The sequence below is a fragment of the Sphingomonas sp. GC_Shp_6 genome (genome assembly GCF_026540835.1).
Lineage (GTDB): Bacteria > Pseudomonadota > Alphaproteobacteria > Sphingomonadales > Sphingomonadaceae > Sphingomonas.
Genome location: NZ_JALNUO010000001.1, coordinates 288,175 through 307,167, shown reverse-complemented (window position 1 = coordinate 307,167; position 18,993 = coordinate 288,175). Strand labels below are relative to the sequence as shown.

Sequence of the window (18,993 nt, the reverse complement as noted above, 5' to 3'; positions counted from 1 at the left end):
TCTCCTTTCGCCCAAGATAGGAAGCCGCTAACCGAGCACAAAGAGGAGCGATGCATGCGGGTGATGGTAACGGGCGGTGCGGGCTATATCGGCAGCCATGCGGTGCTGGCGCTGCTCGATGCCGGGCATGCGGTGGTGGTGGTCGACAATCTCGTGACGGGCTTCGCCTGGGCGGTCGATCCGCGCGCCGCGTTGGTGGAGGCGAACGTCGCCGATGACGACCGGGTACGCGCCGCGATCCGCGATCACGGCGTCGAGGCGATCATGCATTTCGCCGGCTCCGTGGTGGTGCCCGAAAGCGTGGCCGATCCGCTCAAATATTATCGCAACAACACCGCCGCCAGCCGCGCGCTGATCGAGAGCGCGGTGGTGGAGCGCGTGCCGCACTTCATCTTTTCCTCCACCGCCGCGACCTATGGCACGCCCGAACGCGTGCCCGTGGCTGAGGGCGACCCGACCGTGCCGATCAACCCCTATGGCATGTCGAAGCTGATGACCGAGGCGATGCTGCGCGACGTGGCGGCGGCACACCCGATCAACTATGCGGCGCTGCGCTATTTCAACGTGGCGGGCGCCGATCCGGCGGGGCGCAGCGGCCAGTCGACCGTCGGCGCGACCCACCTCATCAAGATCGCGGTCGAGGCCGCCACCGGCAAGCGTGGCCATGTCGGCGTCTACGGCACCGATTTCGCCACGCCCGACGGCACCGGGGTGCGCGATTACATCCATGTGAGCGATCTGGCGGCGGCGCATGTCGCCGCGCTCGACCGGTTGGCGGCGGAGCCGACGCGCAGCCATGTGCTCAACGCCGGCTATGGCCGCGGCTTTTCGGTGCTCGAGGTGCTCGACGCGGTGGACCGCGTGACGAACATGCGGATCGACCGCCGCTTCGAGGGGCGCCGCGCGGGCGATCCGCCGATGCTGATCGCGGACAATGCCGCGATCCTGGCGACGCTCGACTGGCAGCCCGCGCGCGCCGATCTCGACGGCATCGTCCGCGATGCGCTCGCCTGGGAGCGCGCGCTCGCCGATCGGCAGCCATGAGGCTGCGCTCGCTGCTCTTCGTCCCCGGCGACCGGCCCGAACGGATGGCGAAGGCCGCCGCGTTCGATGTGGACGCGCTGATCCTCGATCTGGAGGACGCGGTCGCGCCCGCGGCCAAGGTGGCGGCGCGGGGCCATGTCGCCGCGTTCCTCGCCCAGCCACGGACGGTGCCGCTGTTCGTCCGCATCAACCCGCTCGATTCGGGACTGGCGGACGACGATCTCGCCGCGGTGCTGCCCGGCCACCCCGACGGCATCGTGCTGCCCAAGGCGGAGGGGGCAGCGAGCCTCGCCGCGCTCGACGCGAAGCTGGAGGGCGCGATCCGTATCCTGCCGATCGCGACCGAAACCCCGGCCGCGATCTTCGCGCTCGGCAGCTATGGCGGCGTCACGCCGCGGCTGGCCGGGCTGACCTGGGGCGCCGAAGACCTGCCCGCGGCGATCGGCGCGGCCACGTCGCGCGAGCCGGACGGGAGCTATACCGAACCTTACCGGCTTGCGCGCGCGCTCACGCTGTTCGGCGCGCATGCCGCCGGCGTGCCGGCGATCGAGACGGTCTATCCCGATTTCCGCGACCGCGACGGGCTCGCTGCTTATGCCGCGCGCGGCGCGCGCGACGGGTTCACCGGCATGATGGCGATCCACCCGGCGCAACTGCCGGTCATCAACGCCGCCTTCACGCCTGACGCGGCAGCCATCGCCGCGGCCCGGCGGATCGTCGACCTGTTCGCCGCCAACCCCGGCGCGGGCGCGCTTCAGCTCGACGGGCGGATGGTCGATGCGCCGCACCTGAAGGCCGCGCAGACGTTACTCGCGCGCGCCTAGCGCCCGCCACCAGCCGAGCGCCCAGGCGGTGCCGAAGCTCCAGCCGGCGAGCACGTCGGTCGGCCAGTGGACCGCGAGATAGACGCGGCTGAACCCGATCAGCCCGACGAGCAGCACCGCCGCCACGGCGACATAGGTCCGCCCCGCCCCCGGCGGCTGCGCCCGCATCGCCAGCAGCGCGACGAGCGACGCCACCGCCGCGCTGTCGGCCGAATGCGCGCTGGGATAGCTGTAATTGCCGACGAGGACCCAGTGCGGCACGACCTCGGGACGCGTCCGGGCGACGATCGCCTTCACGATGTTCACCGCCTGCCCTGCGCTGGCGCTCGCCGCCGCCAGCAGGATCGCATCGCGCCAGTGTCGCCGGGCGAGCAGCCACCCCGCCACGATCGCGACGAGCAGCGTCAGCACCGGCCCACTGCCAAGCGCGGTAACGTCCGTCACCACGCCCAGCCATCGGCCGCCCGCATCCGCGCGGCGAATGCCGGCCAGAATGGCGGTATCGACGCCCATCGCCACACCCGTGACGAGCCAGCGCCCGACGATCAGCAGCGCCGCGACCGCGGCCGCCCCGATGGCGACGCCGCCGCCCATGGACAACACAGCGCGGCCGCGCAGCCCGTCCACCCCTGTCGCCCGCTCGCCTCGCGTCATCGCATCTCCCTTCAACGCCACGAACCCGAAACGCCGCGCGGTACGTTGGCGCCGCACCACAACAAGGACAATGGCATGAGCATCTTCGGTTCGATCAAGGACGCCATCTTCGGTCACCCCGCGGTCGCCGCTCCCGAGCCCGCCCCGGCAGCCCCCGCCCAAGCCGCCCCCGCCCAGGACGCTGCGCCAGCTCCGGCGCCGGCCGCCGCACCCGAGACGGTGGACGCGGACGCCGCCCTCGCCAAGATCGCGCATGCCAAGGGCGATCCGGACCTCAACTGGCAGACGTCGATCGTCGATCTGATGAAGCTGCTCGGCCTCGATTCGAGCCTCGCCAACCGCGAACAGCTCGCCACCGAACTCGGTTATACGGGCGAAAAGGACGGTTCGGCCGAGATGAACACCTGGCTCCACGAAGCGGTGATGAACCGCATCCGCACGGGCAAGTGACGCACGATCGCACTGGCCCAAGATAGAATTGCAACTTACGGTTTTGCGCGAGTTTTGGTGTAGATCCCGGTCGCTAGCGGTCCTTCAAGACGCAGAGGCTCGAGTTTCCGTTCCGGATGGAAGGGCGGGTTTCGATGCCGACTTCGGCTGGAAAGGCAACCATGGGCGATCCGGGATCATGCCGATTTCGATGAGCTTAGACGAAGCAGCACCTCATACGGAGTCGCCCGGAGATGCTCCGGTAGCCCGGCCCGGGCTTCGGCGCGCATCCCGGCGACCGGTGAGACCAGGCGGGCGAACGTGCGGTAGGGCGCCCGTAGCTCCGCCGCCAGCGCAGCCTCCTCTGACGGCGGCACGATGCGCTGGCAGGTTTCGCAGACGTCGACGCCCCATGTCCGCATCCATTTCAGCGGCGCTTCGCAGAGCGTGCACCTGTCGGCGCGTCGCCACCCGCTATGACAAAAGCGCCGATTCCTACATCGGTTTCGTCAGCCTCGCATCAGCAATGTCAGATCAAAAACTGATAGAGCCGCGTCGGCTCCGTCCCGATCGCAGACGAGGGATAGAACCTCAGGCGGCCGACATCCGCGGCCAGCGTCCATTCTGCGGCTCCAGGTGCGGTCTGTTTAAGCGATAGCAACTGGGCGGAGGTGAGGGGGACGAAGCGATCACCCATTGCGAAGAGTGCCAGCGGGCCCTGCATGGCTGCAACACGGGCGGGATGCTGCGCGTCGACGGGTTCCAGCCTCAGCGGGCGGTCAATTGACAACGCGACCTTGTCGCCGTTGCGCCACTCGCGTGCCACCACCGCGAACCGGCCCGGCGCGACGCCGCCCACCGCACGGCCGTTGACCAGGAGCCGCGTCTGCGGTCCCGCCCAGGCGGGGATGCGCAGTCGAAGCGCCATCTTCACCGGGCGCGGCGCCTCGACCGCCATCGCGATCTCGGAGCCGAGCGGATAGCCGCCCTGCTGCGTCAGCGTCAGCGCGGGCGCGCCATCGCGGCGCCAGACGACGCGTGACGGGATGTAGAGGTTGACGAACACGCCCTTGTCGTCGCGCAGATAGGCGCTGGGGCCGTAGTCCGCCGCCAGCTGGCCGATCGACCCCGAACAGCATGGGCAATTATATTCGAAATAGGATTTGGCCCCGATCTCGCTGTAATCGGCATAATAATAGGCCGAGCCATCGGGGCGGAGCGGGAGCGCGCCGAGGCTGGCGTTGTACATCAGCTTTTCCATGGCGTCGCCGTAGCGGCTGTCGCCGGTCGCCCGCATCAGATAGCGTGCGACCTTGAAATGGCCGTACGTGCCGCACGGCGCCTCGAAGCTGCTATGGGTGGTGGTCAGGCTGTTGCCCAGGCCGCCCGAGCCGGGTTCGACGAAGCTCTCGTTCGGCCCCCAGCCGCCCGTCGCCCAGCTCTGGTCCAGCACGAATTGCAGGCCGTTGCGCGCCGCCGCGAGGTGCCGCGGATCGCCGTCGACCATATAGGCGCGCATCGCCGAGGCGAGCGCGTTGACATGGCTGTAGGCATGGCGTCCCGGCAGCACGTTGCGCCCGTCGGCGAGCGGGTTGAAATAGGTGTCGTCGAGCAGATAGGCGCGCGCCAGCCCGTGGAAGCGGTCGCCCGCGCCGCGCTCGGCCGCGATGTAGAAATTCTCCGGCAGCGTATAGGTCTCGTCCCAGCCGAACGCGGCGTTCCGCCCGGGCGGAACCTTGACGAGCTGCCGGTCCTGCGCCCGTCCCGGCAGATAGGGCAGGACGGCGTCGGTCGCAGGACCGATCAGCTTCAACGCCTGCTGGTTGCCGGTGAAGGCATAGGCGTCGAGCAGACCCATCAGCGTCTTGTCGTAGGTGTAGGCGGGAAGCGGATAGTCCTTGTAGAAATCGGGCGTGATCGTCGGCGCGAAGCCGGCGATCAGCCGGTCGACCTTGGCCTTGGCCGCCGCGTCGCCCGACACGGCGTACCCACGCGACAGGGCGGAGATATATTGGCCGAAGCTGTGGCCGGGGATGAAGCCGTGCATGTCGCGCGGAGGGTCGAAACCCTCCGCCGCGTCATACCAGCCGCCCAGCTTGTTCGGCCCGACCGGCAGCCCCGCCGCGACCCGGAACGGCCGCAACAGCGCATCGTCATCCATCGCGATCAGCGCGGCGAGCGTCTGGTCGAACTGCTTGCGCACCGGACCGTCGAGCAGCGTCACGTCGCCATAACCGCATTCGGTCATCAGCGAGCGCCCCGCAGCCGGCGCCGCCGTCACCGCCGCCGCCGCCTGGCCGGCCAGCGCGGCGCCGCCGATCAGTCCGCCCATCCCGGCCAGCACGTCGCGGCGCCCCATGGTCATCCGATCCGTCATCCTCTGCCTTTCCTGCTTTTTGTCTTCTATATTAAAAGCGAAAGCGCGCGCCCACCGAATAGATGCGTCCTTCGTACCGGACGTCCCGCGGATAGATGGGGGCGCCGACATAGCTTCCCCAAGGCTTGCCCAGAAGATTGGTCGCGTCCGCCGTCAGCGTGATGTTCGACAGAATGTCGTAGCTGGCCGACAGATCGAGCCGGCTGATCGCCTTGTTGTACACCGTCGCGAATACGCCCGGCGCGGTGTAGGACGAGATGTAGCGCGAGCGGTCGTTATAGGCGAGGCGAACCGACACCGGCCCCTTTTCGTACAGGCCGATCAGGTTGTAGCTGAACTTCGACACGTTCGGGATCTCGCCCGCGGTGGTCGAGAGGCCCGGTACGGACGGCAGCGTTTCCTTGCCGTCAATATAGGTGCCGTTCGCCTGAATGCCGAAGCCGCTGAGGAAGCCGGGCAGGAAGTCGAAGAAGGTCGAGAACGCCGCCTCGATGCCCTTGATCTGGCCGCTGCCGGCGTTCTGCGGGCGGTAGACGAGGATCGAACCGACCGTCGGATCGGTCTCGCGGGTGCCGAACACGTCGATGAAGCCGTTGATCTTGCGGTAGAAGCCGGCGACCGACACCGAACTGCTGCGGCCGAAATAATATTCCACCGATGCGTCGTAGTTGGTCGATCGGATCGGCTGCAGGTTAGGGTTGCCGCCATTGCCGGTATAGGAGATGTCGCCGCCGATCGTACCCTGCTGGATCACCAGCGCGGGATTGATCTGGTTGAAGCCGGGGCGCGTCAGCGATTTGGTGAAGGCGAGACGGACGAGCAGCTTGCTGGTCAGGTTGGCCTGCAAATTGACGTTGGGCAGGATGTCGACATAGCTCTGCTTGGTGTTGATGGGCGAGAAGGTGGTCGCGCCCGCCACCGTCGTCGACGATGTCGTGCCGCGCAGCGTGTTGTTGGTGACGACCAGCCGCGCACCGATCACGCCTTCGATCGGGATGCCGATGTCGAACGTCAGATGGCCTTGCGCATAGCTTGCGATCGTACGCTCGGTGGCGGCGAAGGAGTTGACCGGATTATAGTCGGGCACCGCCGGCGCCCATACCGCCTGCGCGGCGGCCGATGCGCCCGACGCGACCAGACCCTGGCGGACGAACTGGCGGATCGCGGCCAGATTGTTGACGATCCCGTCGGTCGAGAACTGCCAGTAGCTGTGGAACTGCTGGACGTCGTTACCCTCGAATCCGGGCGCGATGATCCCGCCCGAACTCGCCCCGGGCACCGAGGTGATCGGGATGTTCAGCTGTGGGAAGGACGCGTAGCGATCGCCCGACTGCGAGGAGGCGTCGCGGCTGGCGTAGCGGAAACCGAAATCGAGCTTGGGCAGGAAGGTGATGCCCGTGTCCAGCTTCAACGTGGTCAGCGACTGCCACTGCGAGCCCGCGGAGCGGCTGCGCTGATCGTAGAGCCCGCGGAAATTATAGGCGGAGGGCTGGGTGAAATCGACGCCGCTCGGCGTGAAATCGACGCTGCCCTGCACGTTCAGGTGCACGTCGAGCGAAAGCGGCGACGTGACGACCGTGTCGAACATGTTGTACTGGCTCGACACGACCGATTTGGTGTAGGCCAGATCGGTGGTGATCTCGGCGATGCCGGTGTGCCACTTGGCGCCGATCGCCCCCTGGGTGGTGTCGGACCGGTCCTGCGTCACCCATTTGGACGGGCCGTTCGCCAGCCCGACATTGGCCTGGTAACTCGCCGGCGTCAGGCCGCTGGGAATGAGCACCACATTGTTGAGCGAGGGCGCGCGCGTCTGAACGGCGATGCCGAAGAAATCGTCGCCGCTGCGCCCGCGATACGCCTGCCACAGGCCGTCGGCATAGATTTCAAGATTGTCGGTGGGGCGCCACTGAAGCGAACCGTTGACCGACGGCCGCTGGCGATAGCCGCGCGCATAATAGAGGCCGATGTCCTGCGGGTAGGTGAAATTGCGTCCGACCGACGCCGGGGTCACCGTCTGGGTGGGCAGCAGATAATCCTGGAAGCCCTGATAGCGGACCGCGTTGAGATAGTTCGCGCGGGTATAGGAGACGTTCAACAGCGCGCCGATCTCGCCGATGCCGGTCTGCCAGCGATCGGAGATCAGAAGGCTGCCATTGGGATCATATTTGTGCGACTCGTCATTGTAGGTGCCGCGCACGGAGCCGGCGAGCTCGAACCCCTTGAAATCGAACGGGCGGCGCAGGCCGATGTTGATGAGGCCGGCGATCCCGCCCTCCAGATTCTCGGCGGTGGTGTTCTTGAACACCTCCAGCTTGGCGAGCGACTGCGCGGGGAAATCCTGGAACGACACGGTGCGGCCGTCGGCGGTGAAGATCTCGCGGCCCTGCAGCGTGGTCTGCACGTTGGGCAGGCCGCGGATGACGACGCTGTTGGCTTCGTCGCGGAAACGTTCGACCTGAACGCCGGTGACGCGGGCGAGCGCCTCTGCGGCGTTGTTGTCGGGGAATTTGCCGATGTCCTCGGCGACCAGCGCATCGACGATCGCCACCGCGTTGCGCTTCAGGTTTTGCGCGCTGGCGAGGCTCTGGCGGAGGCCCGTGACCACGATGTCGCCGCCCGTCGTGGCGTCGCCGGCGGAAGGCGTGGCGGCGTCGCTCGCCTGCGTCTTCTGGGACGACCCGTCGCCCGCATCGGTCCGGAGCGTCGACGTATCGCCCGACGGGATCACGTTGCCGGTCGCGGTCTTGTCCTGAGCGAAGGCGGGACCGGCCAGCGCGAGCGCGAGACCTGCAACCGAGGACGAACGAAGTAGCCGAGACGTTTTCACCATTTTTCCCTCTCCTGATCGTGCGGATCATTGCCCGCTTTCGATGGGCTCAATCTCCGGCACCGGCCGGGCGATGTCAACCATTTGTAGGGGTAATGGCGAATTTATCGATGTCATTCTTGCTGCCGGGTTCGGTCGGCTCACGCAGTCACTCCATATATCCTTGAGATTTGGGAGTTTTGCCTAGGCTTACGATTAATATAATCCTCGGAGTAAAAAGATTGAAAGGTTCCAAAGGCGACATGGCCCGGCATTCCGGCGGGACGTCGGACGAAAAGATGTTGGCGGCCGAGCCGACGGGCGGCAAAGCTGCTCGCCTGCGCAATGGTCCGATCGATCGGTGATCCCGATACTACCGTTGTCGCAGGCGAAACGTGAGCGCGTCGGACCCCAAGCGCGGGAGAGAAAATCGGCATGAAGAATGGCACGATAGCCGAGGAAGCAGGGAAAGAACGCGGGTCCGGCAGACGACTGCGCGGCGCGGTGATCCATATGCTCGGCCGCGCGATCCTGACGGGCGAACATAAGCCCGGCGACATTCTTGCGGGGGAAGTGGCCTATGCCGAGGCGCTCGGCGTGTCGCGCGGCGCCTATCGCGAGGCGATCCAGGGGCTGATCGCCAAGGGACTGGTCGAAAGCCGCCCCCGAACGGGAACGCGCGTGCTGCCCCGCCAGCGCTGGAACATCCTCGACCCCGACGTTCTCGCCTGGGCGTTCGCCGGCGATCCGGACATCCGGCTGTTGCGCAGCCTCTTTGAATTACGTTCGGCGGTGGAGCCCTTTGCGGCCCGGCTGGCGGCGGAGCGGCGGAGCGAGGACGATCTGACGATCATGCGCAATGCGCTCGAGGCGATGGATCGACTGACGCTCGCCACCGATGGCGGCCTGGAAGCGGACCGGGCGTTCCACGAGGCGATCCTGTGCGCATCGCAGAACGACGCGCTGATCGCGTTGAGCTCGAGCATCGCCGCGGGCGTGGAATGGACCACCCGGTTCAAACAGCGCGACCGCGCGCTGCCACGCGATCCGCTGCCCGATCACCGCCGGGTCTACGAGGCGTTAGCCCGAGGCGATCCCGACGCGGCAGCGGCGGCCATGACCGTGCTCATCAAGCTAGCCATCGACGACACTTGGTTTGGCATGGGTGCAATGGTAGGAGTATAATTACCTCCGTATGATTGACCGATTGGGCCTGCTTGGCAAGTCGGTCGTGGGCCAGGCTTTCCATGTCTGCCGGCATTGGCATGGCTTTTAACAGGCTGCTGAAAAGGCCAGGGTTTAGCGATAAAGATGGTGTCGTTGCCATTGTCGTAGGCGAATTCGCCCTCAAGCCATACCTGTTCGTTGGCATTGACCGCACCAGCAAGTTCGCGGTGATGCAGTTGGTCGACAAGGCTGACAGGCGGACGGCGTGGGAGTTCCTCTGACCTGCTCCCCTTTTTCAGGCCGCTGATAACTTAGCTTCGTCGTCTTTATGCCCGTGGCGAGGGCGGTTGGTAAACTCAGCGGGTGCCAACCCGCCAAGGCTGCTGTGCGGACGCACGGTGTTGTAGTCCGTCCGCCATGCCTCGATGATCCGTCTCGCCACAGCCAGCGATGGGAACAGGTGATCGTTCAGGCACTCGTCGCGCAAGCGACCATTAAACGATTCCACAAAGCCATTCTGTTACGGCCTCTCGACTTTGCTCAGGAGAGCCTTGCCCGGCGCGATGTAGTGCCAATCGACCCCGGTGTCCTGGCCCAGGACTCGTTGATCATAGCCAGAAGATGACGGTGGCGGATAGCGCGATGGTGAAGAAGAAGACCCTCGGGCAGGGTCGCTTAAAGTATCGATGGTGCCAACTTGTGCCGGACGCGGCATGCAAGTGCATGAGTTGGCGTGGACGGGAGCAGATGATCGATAGAAGCAACACAAGCGCACCTCTGACCGACCAGGTCAGCGCGGCCATGCTTCACACTGTCGGACTATTCCTCAAGAGGGCGGCGGAGGAGATCGCAGCTCATGGCGACGGCTCTAACGCGGCCTTCGGTATCGACCGTACGACGCTCGTCACCGTCCTCATGCAGATAGCCGTCGAGCTTTCGGCGACGGCCCTGGTCCTCAAGCATGAGGGGTTCGTCGGCGTGACGAAGCCCAAGGACCTGCCGGCGACGGATGCCGAAGCGAAGGCGCTCGGGCAGGAGGCCAAGATCCGAACCATCAACTTCGAGCAGATCAAGCCCAAGGCCGCCAAATACCTTGGGGACGAGGCATTCTGGCTTAATGTCGACTTCCTGCAGCGCACCCGGAACAAGCTCGTCCACTTCCATGCGCCGATCATCGAGGAGGATCGGTTCGATCTCAAGTATGACGCCGTGCAGGTCCTCCTGCAGATCATCGATGGTGGGTCCGCCGGGGCTCGAACCCGGGACCTCTCGATTAAAAGTCGCTTGCTCTACCGACTGAGCTACGGACCCCCGCCATCGATGCACCGCGCCCTAGGTCTGCGGTGGCGGGCGGTCAACCGCGCAGAGAGATGGCGCATCGTCAGACCGCTCGTCGGATCGCGCCAATCCGGCGCGATTTCGGCGAGCGGGGCGAGCACGAACGCCCGCATCGGCAGCGCGGCATGCGGTACGCGCAGCCCCGGGTCAGCCCAGATCCCGCCCGACCACAGCAGGATGTCGAGATCGAGCGCCCGCGCGCCCCAGCGCCGCCCCGGACGGCGCCCGAACCGGCGTTCGATCCGCTTCAGCCGCGCCAGCAGTTCGGGGGGCGATTCGTCCGTTGCGATCAGCACGGCGGCGTTGGCGAAGCGGCGGATCGAGGGGCCGAGCGGTGCGGTGCTCCGGATCCGCGACACCGCCATGATGCCGCCGATCGCGTCCAGCGCGGCCGCCAGCGTCGCGGCGGGGTCGCCATATCGCGTCCGGCGATTGCCGCCGAGGCCGATCGCATAGGTTGTCGTGCTCACACAGGCGTCGTACCGCGCCGCGATGGAATTCGCACCCTCCCCGATCCCGCAGACCGAACCGCCGCGCGATTGCCCGCGCTGCCCGCGCCTCGTCGCGTTCCGCGACGAACTACGCGTCGAATATCCCGATTGGTGGAACGCCCCGGTCAACGCATTCGGCGATCCCGGCGCATGGCTCGGCATCGTCGGCCTTGCGCCGGGCAAACATGGCGCGAACCGCACCGGCCGGCCGTTCACCGGCGATTATGCGGGCCAGCTGCTGTTCGACACGCTCGGCAAGTTCGGCCTGGCCACCGGCACCTATGCCGCCACGCCCGAAGACGATCTGGCACTCGACGGGGCAATCATCATCAACGCGGTGAAATGCCTGCCGCCGCAGAACAAGCCGACGCCCGAGGAGATCCGCACCTGCCGCCCCTTCCTGGAGGGGCAGGCGGCGGTGCTGCCGCAGGCGCGCGTGTTCGTGGCGCTGGGGCAGATCGCCCACCAATCCGCGGTCAAGGTGCTCGGCGGGCGATTGCCCAAATGCAAGTTCGGTCATCTGGCGGAGCACCGGATGCCCGACGGGCGCGTGTTGATCGATAGCTATCACTGCTCGCGCTACAACACGAACACCGGGCGGCTGACCGCGCCGATGTTCGAAGCCGTCTTCGCGCGCGCGCTTGAATTGCGCGATCAGGGCCGAGCGGAGCAGGCCCCAGCCGAGCAGGCCCCAGCCGAGCAGGACTGAGCGGGGCGGATCGCCGCCCCGCCGACGCGATCAGAAGCTCGCGGTGACGGTGCCGACCACCACCGTCTTGGCCGCACGGTGGAAATCGTCCGTGCCGAGCGCGAGATCATAGGGCCGCGTGTCCGACCGGCTGAGATTCGTCCCCACCGCCGAGACGTCGAACGTCAGCATGCGCCATTTGTACGAAACGCCCGCGGCGAAATCGAGATAGTCCTGCGTGGCATAATCGAGGCCGCCCCCGGTATGCCCCAGATGGCTGTGCAGCGAGATCGGGGTTTTCGGAATCGCAAAGCCGAGTTCGCCGAAGACATAGATGTCATAGCGGCTGGGGGTCGCGAAATCCTTGAAATAGGCCTGGTTGGGCGCCCAGTTGATCCCCGCCTTGGTCGAGATCGGGCCGAACGCCTTGCTCACGTCGCCATAGATTTCGAAATAGCTTTCGCTCACCCCGACGGCCTTCCTGCTGCCGGGATAGAGATAGCCATAGACGCCGCCGTCGAGCACGACGCCCGACTTGCCGAGCGAATGGCTGTAGCCACCATAGACGTCGATCTCGGTCCCGCCGATGTTGACCGCGTCGTTGCCGCTGGCGCTCGACCCCCAGGTGGAAACGTAGAAGCCGGACTTGTGCGTGATCGTGAAGGTGCCCTGGATCACGGGCCGGTTGTCGGATTGCGAGATGCCGCGGAAGCGATATTGGGTGGCCACGTCGACCGCGCCGGTGATGGCGAAATCCGAGGCGGGAGCCGCGGGCGGGGCAGCGGTTTCCGGCGAGGCCGGGGGAACGGACGAATCCTGTGCGAGCGCCGGGCTTGCCGCTGCGACGCCGAGCAGCAGGGCTGCGATAACGAACGATTTCATGGAACCTCCTCTTGGCTATGAGGTCCCACCTGCGCCGAACGATGTCTGGCCTCGTTGCGGGCCGGACTTTGCGTTCGCGGAGAAAACGCTGCCACGGCGGCCGGCAACCGACAACAGCCAATTTCGTTACGCGAACGATTCGCGCAGCGATGTTGCCGAAACTACACGTCCTGCACGAGCCGCCCATAGAGATCGGGCCGGCGATCGCGAAAGAAGCCGAACGCGGCGCGGTGCCGCTTCACGATATCCAGGTCGATCGTCGCGGTGATGACGCCCTCGTCGTCGCGGCCGAGTTCGGCCAGGATGTCGCCGCGCTCGTCGCAGATGAAGCTGGTGCCGTAGAAATGCTGGCCATGCTCCGTTCCGATCCGGTTCGCCGCGACGATCGGCACGACGTTGGAAACCGCATGGCCCACCATCGCACGGCGCCACAGCCGCGCGGTGTCGAGGCTGGTGTCGTGCGGTTCGCTGCCGATCGCCGTCGGGTAGAACAGCATCTCGGCGCCCATCAGCATCATCGCGCGCGCGGTTTCGGGATACCATTGGTCCCAGCAGACGCCGACGCCCAGCTTGCCCGCGGGATGCGGCCAGACCTTGAAGCCGGTGTTGCCGGGGCGGAAGTAGAATTTCTCCTCATAGCCCGGCCCGTCGGGAATGTGGCTCTTGCGATAGACGCCCTGGATCTCGCCATCGGGGCCGATCATCGCCAGGCTGTTGTAATGATGCGGACCGTCCGCCTCAAAGAAGCTCGTCGGGATCGTCACCTTCAGCGCCTCGGCCAGCGCCTGCATCGCCAGCACCGCCTTGTGCTCGGCGACGGGCGCGGCATTGGCGAACAGCCCCTCGTCCTCGACCCGGCAGAAATATTCGCCCTCGAACAATTCGGGCGGCAGGATCACCTGCGCACCCCGCGCCGCCGCCTCGTGGACGAGCCGCGAGACATTGGCGATGTTGGTGTCGATATCGGGCGTGAAGCCGAGTTGCAGCGCGGCGACGGTGATCTGGGTCATGCGCGCCAGATAGGGCGGCGCCCGCCCGGCGTCATCCGGGAATCTGCTGGCTGATGCAGTGGAAGCTGCCCCCGCCGGTCAGGATGTGATCCGCCCGCAATCCCACGACGTCGCGATCGGGAAAGATCGCCTGGAACGCCGCGATCGCGGCCTGATCGCCGGGCGCGCCGTACAGCGGCACCACGACGGCGGCGTTACCGATATAGAAGTTCATATAGCTCGCCGGCACCAATTCGTCGTCGCGCATCACCCGGCCCGGCGATGGCACGGGCACCACCTCCAGCCCGGCGGCATGGGCGCGATCGGCGGCCTGCTGATACACCTGCCAGTTGGGATCATTCTCCGCGCCCACCGGGATCGCCACGCGGCCCGGCGCGACGAACCGGGCGAGATTGTCGACATGGCCGTCGGTATGGTCGTTGTGGAGCCCCTCGCCCAGCCACACGACGCGGTCATAGCCCAGATCGTCCCGCAGCCGCGCCTCGACGCCCTCGCGCGTCAGCTTGGGATTGCGATTGGGGTTGAGCAGGCATTGTTCGGTGGTGACGAGCAGCCCCGTGCCGTCGCCATCGATCGCGCCGCCCTCGAGCACCCAGTCGCACGCGATCGCGGGCAGGCCGCGCCATTCGGCCAGGCGGCCGCCGATGCTGTCGTCGCCCGGCAGGTCGTATTTCCCGCCCCAGCCGTTGAAGCGGAACGTGCGTGCGCCGCCCGCCACGACGATCGGCCCGGTGTCGCGCAGCCAGATATCGCCGAACCGCTCGGTCACTACGTCGGCGAACGGCGCCATCGCGCGCGCCGCGGCCGCGGCCTCGTCATCCGCGGCGACGAGCAGCACCGTCTCGCCGCGCCCCTCGGCATGCACCGCGCGCGCGAACGCCACCACCTCCGCGCGCGCCGGTTCCAGATCCTCCGCCCACAATTCGGGATGGCTGGGAAAGCCGATCCACACCGCCTCGTGGTGCGCCCATTCGGCCGCCGGCGCCATCACCGCGCCCCCGCCCGCGACGCATCGCGCACGCCGCGGAATTCCGCGCTCTTATACCAATTGGGCCAGAGACCGGTGTCGTCCGCGAGCTTGCGGCCGAGCGTATAATAGATGTCGAGATCGGCGACCGCGCCGGACCAATCCCAGCGCGCATCATATTCGTCCTGCGGCTTGTGATAGCGATGCGCGACATAATCCTCGTTCGCGGCATGGCCCGCGGCCTTGCCGCCGACCACCAGATCCTCGCCCGATCCGCCGTCGAGCATCGGCACGCCCAGCTTGGCGAAGCTGAAATGGTCCGACCGGTAATAGCCGCCACGCTCGGGATCGGGCTCCGGGCTGATCGTGCGGCCCTCGGCGGCGACGATCGGCTTCACCAGATCCTCGATCTCCGACTTGCCCGCCCCGGTGATGACGAAATCGCGCGCGCGGCCGTTCACGTTCAGCACGTCCATGTTCACCCCGCCGACGGTATGCGCCAGCGGATAGACCGGATGCTCGGCATAATAGCGCGAGCCGAGCAGCCCCGATTCCTCCGCCGTCACCGCGAGGAACGCGATCGACCGCTTGGCCGGCCCCGCCTTGGCCTGCGCCTCGGCCAGCGCCACCAGCCCCGCCACGCCGCTCGCATTGTCGAGCGCGCCGTTGCAGATGCCGTCGCCGTTCACCGGCGTGCAATGGCCCAAATGGTCCCAATGCGCGCTGTACATCACGTAATCGTTCGGGTTCGTGGTGCCCGGCAGCACGCCGATCACGTTCTTGGACGCCTGACGGCGGACGCTGTTGGTGAAGCTGGTCGCGAAGTTCACGCCCAGCGGCACCGCCTTGAACCCCTTGCGCTTCGCCGCTTCGCTGAGCGCCGCGAAATCCTTGCCCGCGCTCGCGAACAGCGCCTCGGCATCGGGCTTCTGGATCCACCCGATCACCTGCGACTGGTCCATATGGTCGCCCTTCTCGTCCAGTTCGAGCTGTGGCCCGGTCCAGGAGGATTGCACCACCGCGAAGGGATAGGCGGCGGGCTCGGTATCGTGGACGATGATGGCGGCTGCCGCGCCATGCTTGGCGGCGTTCTCGTATTTATACGGCCAGCGACCGTACCAGGTCATCGCGCGGCCCTCGAAGGGCCCGTCGCGCGTCATCGTCTGCCAGTCGGGATCGTTGATGAGGATAACGACGGTCTTGCCGCGCACGTCCACCCCGGCATAATCGTCCCACCCCTTTTCGGGCGCGGTGATGCCATAGCCGACGAAGACGACCGGGCTGTCCTTCACGGCGATCCGCGGCACCACGCGGTAGGTGCCGGCCACCATCTGCGTGCGATAGGCCAGGCTGACCGGCGTCTTGCCGCCGGTGAAGACGAACGGCGCCACGTCGTGCGCGGTGATCTGCACCATCGGCACGTCCTGCGTCCAAGCGCCGCGGTTGCCGGGCTTCAGCCCGGCCCCCTTCATCCGCGCGACGATATAGGCGACGGTCTTCTCCTCCGCGGGCGTCGTCGGCGCACGCCCCTCATACGCGTCCGACGACAGCTCCTTGGTCACCGACCGCAGCGTGTCGACCGAGATCGCCGGCGCGGTCTGGGCCAGCGCAGGCGTGGCTATGGCCATCAACGGAAACAGGATTTTGGGTTCGAAACGGCGCACGATCTGGTCTCCCGCTAGCGCCGCTTCTCTGGCAGTCTGGCGCGCGGCACGCAAGAATGCACGTCGCGAGGAGATCGTCAGCAGCCCGACCGCCCGCGCATGGCGACGCAGAAAAGGGCGGCCCGTGAGGACCGCCCTTTGGCTGTTCCGGGGGGTGGTGCCCGGCGGAGATCAGCGCGAGTAGAACTCGACGACCAGGTTCGGTTCCATCTTCACCGGATAGGGCACCTCGTCCAGCGTCGGGATGCGCGTCAGCGTCACCTTGGCGGTGCCGTCGGGCGCGACGTAATCGGGGATCTCACGCTCGGCGAGGCCCTGTGCTTCCATCACCAGCGCCATTTCCTGCGCCTTCGATCCCAGCGAGATCTCCTGGCCGGCGAAGACGCGGCGCGAAGCGATGTTGCACTTCACGCCGTTGACGCGGATGTGCCCGTGGCTGACGAGCTGGCGCGCGGCGAAGATCGTCGGCGCGAACTTGGCGCGATAGACGATCATGTCGAGGCGCTGCTCGAGCAGGCCGATCAGGTTCTGCGACGTATCGCCCTTCATGCGCGCCGCCTCCTGGTAGCACTGCTTGAACTGCTTTTCGGTCACGTCGCCATAATAGCCCTTCAGCTTCTGCTTGGCGCGAAGCTGGATGCCGAAATCGCTGACCTTGCCCTTGCGGCGCTGGCCATGCTGGCCGGGGCCGTATTCGCGCTTGTTGACGGGCGACTTGGGACGGCCCCAGATGTTCTCGCCCATGCGGCGATCGAGCTTGTACTTGGCGCTATGGCGCTTCGACATGTGATATTCCCTGGCAGATGCTAACAACGAGCCCGCCGCCGTTTCCGGCCGCGGGCCATTCCCGGTCATCGCCTGCTGGAGCCCGAAGGCCGGCAGGGCCGCCGCTTCACCGGGGTGCGGAGCCAATTGCGAAGGCGCGGCCTATGATCGCTGACGCGCAAAAGGTCAAGCCATTGGACAGGCCGCACGCCACCGCTATCAGGCGGCATGACCGATATCCTTCCCGGAGCCCGCTGCACCACGATGGCGGAGGTGCGCGCCGGCGTCGATGCGATCGACCGCGAGCTGGTGGCGCTGCTCGCCCGCCGCTTCGCCTATATGGACGCCGCCGCGCGCATCAAGCCGGGCCGCGAGGCGGTGCGCGACGAGGGCCGCAAGGCGCAGGTGATCGCCAATGCCCGCGCCGCCGCGGCGCAGGCGGGCGTGCCCGACGCCACGATCGCCGATCTGTGGGACGCGCTGGTCGAAGCGTCGATCGCCTATGAGCTCGCCGCCTTCGACCGGACGCGTTAATCGCGCGCGCGGGGCTTTGCGAGAGCCGACAGCACGCCGCGCACCGTCCGCACTTCCGACGACGACCAGCCCGGCTTCGTCAGCAGCGTGCGCAGCATCCGCTGCGTGACGGGCTTGCGGTCCGGCGGGAAATAAAAGCCGGCCTCCGCCAGCATCGAATCGAGCTGCCCGATCATCCCGTCCAGCTCGCCCTGCGGCGCGGGCAGCGGCAGATCGGTCTCGGGCGGGCTCGCCAGCGCGACGTGCTTCGACCATTCATAGGCGACCAGGATCACCGCCTGGGCGAGATTGAGGGAACCGAATTCGGGGTTGATCGGCACCGTCACGATCGTTCGCGCCAGCGCCACATCGTCGGTTTCCAGCCCCGAACGCTCGGGGCCGAACAGGATGGCGGCGCGCCCCGGCGCCGCATGGATCGCCGTAGCGGCCGCCTCGGGCGTGACGACGGGCTTGGTGACGCCGCGCTTGCGCACCGTGGTCGCATAGACATGCGCGCAATCCGCCACCGCGTCCGCCACGCTGTCGAACAGCCGCGCCTGTTCGATCACCCGGTCCGCACCGCTGGAGGCGGGCAGCGCGGCGGCATTGGGCCAGCCGTCGCGCGGGGCGACGAGGCGCAGCTCGGTCAGACCGAAATTGAGCATCGCACGCGCCGCCTTGCCGATATTCTCGGCAAGCTGCGGGCGGACGAGGATGATGGCGGGAGCCGGCGCGATCACCCGCGTCCCACCTCTTCGACGCTGCCGGCAAAGGCCTCGAAATCGCGGGCTTCGCTGAAGTCGCGATAGACGCTGGCGAAGCGGATATAGGCGACCGAATCGAGATTCTTCAGCCCGTCCATCACCATCTCGCCGATCCGCTTCGACGTCACGTCGCTTTCGCCGAGCGTCTCGAGCTGGCGTTGAATGCCGCTCACCAGCTTTTCCAGGCGGAGCGCATCGATCGGGCGCTTGCGCGCCGCGATCGATACCGAGCGGAGGAGTTTGTCGCGATCGAACGGCTCGCGCCGCTCCTCGCTCTTCAGCACCACCAGATCGCGGAGCTGAATCCGCTCGAACGTGGTGAAGCGCGCCGCGCACCCCTCGCACTGCCGCCGCCGCCGGATCGCCGCCCCGTCTTCGGTGGGGCGGCTGTCCTTCACCTGGCTGTCGTCATGGCCGCAAAAGGGGCAGCGCATTCAGCCCTTCTTGTTCTTGTAATAGGCGTAACCGGCGCCCGCTGCGGCACCGATGATCGGGCCGACGAAGGGCAGCGGGATCGCGACCACGGCGCCGATCGCGCCCCATTTGGCCATGCTGCGGCCGAGCTTGGGGTCGTTCTTGATCTCGTTCGGCACGTCCTGGATCGCCATGG

At 66.9% G+C, this 18,993-nt stretch carries 20 protein-coding genes, 1 tRNA gene and 1 pseudogene; 7 read left to right on the top strand and 15 right to left on the bottom strand.

What is annotated here, in order from left to right; genetic code table 11:
- Positions 1-54 precede the first annotated feature (54 nt).
- Both galE and OXQ95_RS01630 read left to right on the top strand, forming a co-directional pair.
- Positions 55-1,044, top strand: a complete 990-nt coding sequence (gene galE, locus OXQ95_RS01635; protein ID WP_242096451.1) for a UDP-glucose 4-epimerase GalE — start codon at positions 55-57, stop codon at positions 1,042-1,044.
- Complete coding sequence (locus tag OXQ95_RS01630; protein ID WP_267378701.1) at positions 1,041-1,868, top strand: CoA ester lyase; 828 nt, start codon at positions 1,041-1,043, stop codon at positions 1,866-1,868. Before galE ends, OXQ95_RS01630 begins: the two co-directional genes overlap by 4 nt.
- Here the strand turns inward: OXQ95_RS01630 and OXQ95_RS01625 are convergent.
- Entirely contained in the window at positions 1,851-2,522 is a 672-nt protein-coding gene (locus tag OXQ95_RS01625; protein WP_267378699.1) for a phosphatase PAP2 family protein, read from the bottom strand. The two genes, OXQ95_RS01630 and OXQ95_RS01625, sit on opposite strands and share 18 nt — an antisense overlap.
- Positions 2,523-2,597: 75 nt before the next feature.
- On the opposite strand from OXQ95_RS01625, the gene OXQ95_RS01620 reads away from it, so the two are divergent.
- Positions 2,598-2,972, top strand: a complete 375-nt coding sequence (locus OXQ95_RS01620; RefSeq protein WP_267378697.1) for a DUF3597 domain-containing protein — start codon at positions 2,598-2,600, stop codon at positions 2,970-2,972.
- A gap of 508 nt (positions 2,973-3,480) precedes the next feature.
- Here OXQ95_RS01620 and OXQ95_RS01615 read toward each other — a convergent pair.
- Complete coding sequence (locus OXQ95_RS01615) at positions 3,481-5,328, bottom strand: beta-L-arabinofuranosidase domain-containing protein (protein ID WP_267378694.1); 1,848 nt, start codon at positions 5,326-5,328, stop codon at positions 3,481-3,483.
- Positions 5,329-5,359: 31 nt separating this feature from the next.
- On the bottom strand, positions 5,360-8,158 hold the full coding sequence (locus OXQ95_RS01610; RefSeq protein WP_242096456.1) for a TonB-dependent receptor: 2,799 nt from the start codon (positions 8,156-8,158) through the stop codon (positions 5,360-5,362).
- Positions 8,159-8,569: 411 nt separating this feature from the next.
- Between OXQ95_RS01610 and OXQ95_RS01605 the strand changes: the two genes are divergently transcribed.
- On the top strand, positions 8,570-9,319 hold the full coding sequence (locus OXQ95_RS01605; protein WP_267378690.1) for a FadR/GntR family transcriptional regulator: 750 nt from the start codon (positions 8,570-8,572) through the stop codon (positions 9,317-9,319).
- 62 nt (positions 9,320-9,381) lie between these two features.
- Entirely contained in the window at positions 9,382-9,582 is a 201-nt protein-coding gene (locus OXQ95_RS01600) for a hypothetical protein (RefSeq protein WP_267378688.1), read from the top strand.
- 14 nt (positions 9,583-9,596) lie between these two features.
- On the opposite strand, the pseudogene OXQ95_RS01595 reads toward OXQ95_RS01600, so the two are convergent.
- From OXQ95_RS01595 to folK, 4 genes and pseudogenes are all read right to left on the bottom strand, one after another.
- Positions 9,597-9,881 (bottom strand): annotated as a pseudogene (locus OXQ95_RS01595) (transposase); the annotation flags it as partial.
- A gap of 239 nt (positions 9,882-10,120) precedes the next feature.
- Complete coding sequence (locus OXQ95_RS01590; protein WP_267378685.1) at positions 10,121-10,465, bottom strand: hypothetical protein; 345 nt, start codon at positions 10,463-10,465, stop codon at positions 10,121-10,123.
- A gap of 71 nt (positions 10,466-10,536) precedes the next feature.
- Positions 10,537-10,612, bottom strand: a tRNA-Lys gene (locus OXQ95_RS01585).
- Complete coding sequence (gene folK / locus OXQ95_RS01580; protein WP_267378682.1) at positions 10,603-11,109, bottom strand: 2-amino-4-hydroxy-6-hydroxymethyldihydropteridine diphosphokinase; 507 nt, start codon at positions 11,107-11,109, stop codon at positions 10,603-10,605. The genes OXQ95_RS01585 and folK overlap by 10 nt, the downstream gene beginning before the upstream one ends.
- A 22-nt stretch (positions 11,110-11,131) precedes the next feature.
- Here folK and OXQ95_RS01575 point away from each other — a divergent pair, with 22 nt between their 5' ends.
- Complete coding sequence (locus OXQ95_RS01575) at positions 11,132-11,839, top strand: uracil-DNA glycosylase (protein WP_267378679.1); 708 nt, start codon at positions 11,132-11,134, stop codon at positions 11,837-11,839.
- Between the two features lie 30 nt (positions 11,840-11,869).
- On the opposite strand, the gene OXQ95_RS01570 is transcribed toward OXQ95_RS01575, so the two are convergent.
- The 5 genes from OXQ95_RS01570 to rpsD form a co-directional block, all read right to left on the bottom strand.
- Complete coding sequence (locus tag OXQ95_RS01570; RefSeq protein WP_242096461.1) at positions 11,870-12,700, bottom strand: TorF family putative porin; 831 nt, start codon at positions 12,698-12,700, stop codon at positions 11,870-11,872.
- Between the two features lie 161 nt (positions 12,701-12,861).
- On the bottom strand, positions 12,862-13,710 hold the full coding sequence (gene aguB / locus OXQ95_RS01565; protein WP_242096694.1) for an N-carbamoylputrescine amidase: 849 nt from the start codon (positions 13,708-13,710) through the stop codon (positions 12,862-12,864).
- Positions 13,711-13,741: 31 nt separating this feature from the next.
- Positions 13,742-14,698, bottom strand: coding sequence for an agmatine deiminase family protein (locus OXQ95_RS01560; RefSeq protein WP_267378674.1), 957 nt, complete (start codon positions 14,696-14,698; stop codon positions 13,742-13,744).
- Positions 14,698-16,305 carry a M28 family peptidase gene (locus OXQ95_RS01555; RefSeq protein ID WP_267379261.1) on the bottom strand — a complete coding sequence of 536 codons (1,608 nt, stop codon included), beginning with the start codon at positions 16,303-16,305 and terminating at the stop codon, positions 14,698-14,700. The genes OXQ95_RS01560 and OXQ95_RS01555 overlap by 1 nt, the downstream gene beginning before the upstream one ends.
- A 207-nt stretch (positions 16,306-16,512) precedes the next feature.
- A complete protein-coding gene (gene rpsD, locus OXQ95_RS01550) occupies positions 16,513-17,127 on the bottom strand; it encodes a 30S ribosomal protein S4 (RefSeq protein WP_242096463.1) in 615 nt (204 codons plus the stop codon).
- Between the two features lie 207 nt (positions 17,128-17,334).
- Between rpsD and OXQ95_RS01545 the strand changes: the two genes are divergently transcribed.
- Complete coding sequence (locus tag OXQ95_RS01545; RefSeq protein WP_242096464.1) at positions 17,335-17,640, top strand: chorismate mutase; 306 nt, start codon at positions 17,335-17,337, stop codon at positions 17,638-17,640.
- Here the strand turns inward: OXQ95_RS01545 and OXQ95_RS01540 are convergent.
- From OXQ95_RS01540 to OXQ95_RS01530, 3 genes are read right to left on the bottom strand one after another with little or no spacing between them, the layout of a single operon-like run.
- Positions 17,637-18,359 (bottom strand): RNA methyltransferase, encoded by a 723-nt coding sequence (locus OXQ95_RS01540; protein ID WP_267378670.1) that lies wholly within the window; start codon positions 18,357-18,359, stop codon positions 17,637-17,639. The two genes, OXQ95_RS01545 and OXQ95_RS01540, sit on opposite strands and share 4 nt — an antisense overlap.
- Positions 18,356-18,817, bottom strand: coding sequence for a transcriptional regulator NrdR (gene nrdR / locus OXQ95_RS01535; RefSeq protein ID WP_242096466.1), 462 nt, complete (start codon positions 18,815-18,817; stop codon positions 18,356-18,358). The genes OXQ95_RS01540 and nrdR overlap by 4 nt, the downstream gene beginning before the upstream one ends.
- The gene (locus tag OXQ95_RS01530) at positions 18,818-18,991 is read right to left on the bottom strand and encodes a hypothetical protein (protein WP_242096467.1); all 174 of its coding nucleotides are present in this window, start codon (positions 18,989-18,991) and stop codon (positions 18,818-18,820) included.
- Positions 18,992-18,993: the final 2 nt, after the last annotated feature.